Here is a 3389-nt window from a genome sequence, read left to right on the forward strand (position 1 = left end):
GTCCTGCCGATCGTCGGCCGCAGGATTCCCGTGGTGGCGGATGAGTATTCCGATCCGGAAAAAGGTTCGGGCGCGGTCAAGATCACGCCGGCGCACGACTTCAACGATTTCGAGGTCGGCAAGCGCCACAAGCTGCCGGCGATCAATATCCTGACCACGGAGGCGGCGGTAAGTCTCAGGGACAATGAGGATTTCCTTGCCGGCCTCGAGGTGACGCCGGAGCGCCAGGCGGTCTGGGACGAACTCGACGGCCTCGATCGCTTCGTCGCGCGTAAGAAGATCGTCGAGCTGATGGAAGAGGGCGGCTTCCTCGAAAAGGTCGAGCCGCATCGCCATGCGGTGCCGCATGGCGATCGCGGAGGCGTGCCGATCGAGCCGTTCCTGACCGAGCAATGGTATGCCAATGCGGCGGAGCTGGCCAAACCGGCAATCGCTTCAGTGCGCGAAGGTCGCACGAACTTCGTGCCGAAGAACTGGGAAAAGACCTATTTCGACTGGATGGAGAACATCCAGCCCTGGTGCATCTCGCGCCAGCTCTGGTGGGGCCACCAGATTCCGGCCTGGTACGGGCCGGATGGGCGCGTCTTCGTCGAGAAGACCGAGGAAGAGGCGCTGAGCGCCGCGATCGAATTCTATCTGGCGCTGGAAGGACCGTGGAAGGCCTGGGTCGAGGACAAGCTGGAGAACTTCAAGCCGGGCGAGATCCTGACCCGCGACGAGGACGTGCTGGACACCTGGTTCTCGTCGGCGCTGTGGCCGTTCTCGACGCTGGGTTGGCCTGATGAGACTCCCGAGCTGAAGACCTACTACCAGACCGACGTGCTGGTGACAGGCTTCGATATCATCTTCTTCTGGGTCGCCCGCATGATGATGATGGGCCTGCACTTCATGGACGAGGAGCCGTTCCACACCGTCTATGTCCATGCGCTGGTGCGCGACAAGAACGGCGCCAAGATGTCGAAGTCGAAAGGCAACGTCATCGATCCGCTCGACCTGATCGACGAATACGGCGCCGATGCGCTGCGCTTCACCCTGACGGTGATGGCGGCACAAGGCCGCGACGTGAAGCTCGATCCGGCGCGCATCGCCGGCTATCGCAATTTCGGCACCAAGCTGTGGAACGCGACGCGTTTTGCCGAGATGAACGAGGTCGCGCGCAATGACGATTTCTGGCTGAACGACGCCAAGCTGGCGGTCAACCGCTGGATCCTCACCGAGCTGACGCGGGCGGCGCGCGAGATCACCGACGGCATCACCTCATACCGCTTCAACGAGGCGGCGGGCGCCGCCTACCGCTTCGTCTGGAACCTGTTCTGCGACTGGTACCTGGAACTGCTGAAGCCGGTGTTCATGGGAACCGACGAGGCGGCCAAAGCCGAAAGCCGAGCCTGCGTCGCCTTCGTGCTCGACGAGATCTACAAGCTGCTGCATCCGATGATGCCGTTCATGACCGAGGAACTGTGGGCGCAGACCGCTGGCGAAGGCAAGCAACGCCCCTCGCTGCTGTGCCATGCCACGTGGCCGTCACCGGACTTCGAAGACGCCGAGGCTGCAGCCGACATCAATTGGCTGGTCGACCTCGTCTCCGGCATCCGCTCCGTGCGTTCGGAGATGAACGTGCCGCCGGCAGCCATCGCACCGCTCGTCGTGGTCGGCGCCAACGATGTGACACGCGAGCGCCTCGTTCGCGAGGAGTCGGCGATCAAGCGGCTGGCGCGGGTCGGCGACATCTCGCTTGCCGATATCGCGCCCAAGGGTTCGGCGCAGATCGTGCTCAACGAGGCGACGATCTGCCTGCCGCTTGGCAGCCTGATCGACCTCGCCGCCGAGGCTGCACGGTTGCAGAAGGAACTGGCCAAGGTGACCGAGGAGATCGCGCGCCTGCACAAGAAACTGTCGAACGAGAGGTTCGTGGCCAGCGCGCCGGCCGAGATCGTCGATGCCGAGCGTGAAAAGCTCGCCGAATACCGCGATGCACAGGACAAGCTGTCGATCGCGCTGGCCAGGGTTCGCGACGCCGGCTGAGGGTAGATTCGGGAGACTTTAGACCCCTCTAAAATGCTGGTTTTCCGCCTGGAAAATCAGCATTCCGTTGCGTTAATATTGACGTAAACGGAAGTTTTAGCCCCATTGTTGCCATAATGTAACAATGGGGCTCCTGGAGCCCAAAAAAGGCCTGTTTTCGAGCCTTTTTGGATGGTTCTCCCTGTTTTTTGAGAGCCGCTCAGCCTTCACAGACCATTTTTCGGCCTTGCCGCACCCGGTTGCATTTCCTCGAAAATGCGGCTGGCCAGTGTGTACATGTACGCCCGCGAATTCGTTGTTGCACCGTTAACCTGAATTGGTTCTAGCTTGGTGCACTCGAATTCGGGGAGGACATTTCATGACTATTCTGCGACTGAAGGCGCTGCTGGGGGCGGGCTGCTTTTCGCTGGCTTTGATCGGGACGGCGATGAATCCGGCACATGCCGGCGGCCTGGAGCGTGGCGGCTACGATATCGATCTGCTGTTCGATCCGGCTCCGTTCGCGACCGAAGCGGAAGCGACCTATGTGATGCCGGACCGCAAGTACGAGAATGCGCGCGGTCCAGGCGGAGCCGATCTCGGCTTGGGCACCTCGGCCGACGGAGCCGAGGGCTATTGGGTTCCGCGCGTGGGAATGAAGGTCCAGGTCGTGCAAGGCGTGGATTGTATGGTCGATTATTCGCAGCCCTGGGGCGCGCATACCGCACCTGGCATGTGGAATGGTGCGCTTTCCAATACGGAAACCGATATCAAGAGCAACAACTACGCTGGTACATGCTCTTATAAATTTGATGCGGGCAAGGGCCAACTTCGTTTTATCGGCGGGCTGTTTTACCAAGACATCTCGGGATTCAAAGAAAGCTTGGTAAACGTACTCCCAGCATTGACAGGCCGTGTCGATCTCGAGGCCAGTGGCTGGGGTTGGCGCGCAGGCGTCGCTTATGAAATCCCCGACATCGCGTTGCGCGCGAGCCTTGTCTACAATTCGAAAGTCAAGCTCGACAATATCTCGGGTGCGCTCGACCTCACCAGTATTGGCAGAGGCGTTACCGATATTTACGGATCAACACAGTACATGCCTGATTCCGTGGAGCTGAAGTTGCAGTCGGGTATCGCTCCCGGCTGGCTTGCCTTCGGTTCGATCAAGTGGGTGAACTGGAGTTTGCTGCAGAGCGTTCCTATCTGCCCGGTGGGGGCTCCGTCCTCACTTTGCTTCACCAACGGCCCGGCAGAGGCAACCTCCCTTGACCTGATGTATCGTGATGGCTGGACCGTATCAGGTGGTATCGGCCACAAGTTCAACGATCAGTGGAGTGGAGCCGGTCAGTTGACTTGGGATCGCGGCACCTCGCATGGCTTCGGCG

At 60.5% G+C, this 3389-nt stretch carries 2 protein-coding genes; both read left to right on the forward strand.

Features of this window, described 5'->3' with window-relative positions; all coding sequences use genetic code 11:
* Positions 1-2025: valine--tRNA ligase (locus ENZ74_RS26240; protein ID WP_127313084.1), on the forward strand; the 2025-nt coding region annotated here is incomplete at its 5' end.
* A 358-nt stretch (positions 2026-2383) separates the two neighbouring features.
* The coding region (locus ENZ74_RS26245; protein WP_164761221.1) for an OmpP1/FadL family transporter at positions 2384-3389 on the forward strand (1006 nt) is incomplete at its 3' end.

Origin of the sequence: Mesorhizobium sp. M7A.F.Ca.CA.002.15.2.1 (assembly GCF_003998715.1) — a bacterium.
GTDB lineage: Bacteria > Pseudomonadota > Alphaproteobacteria > Rhizobiales > Rhizobiaceae > Mesorhizobium > Mesorhizobium ciceri.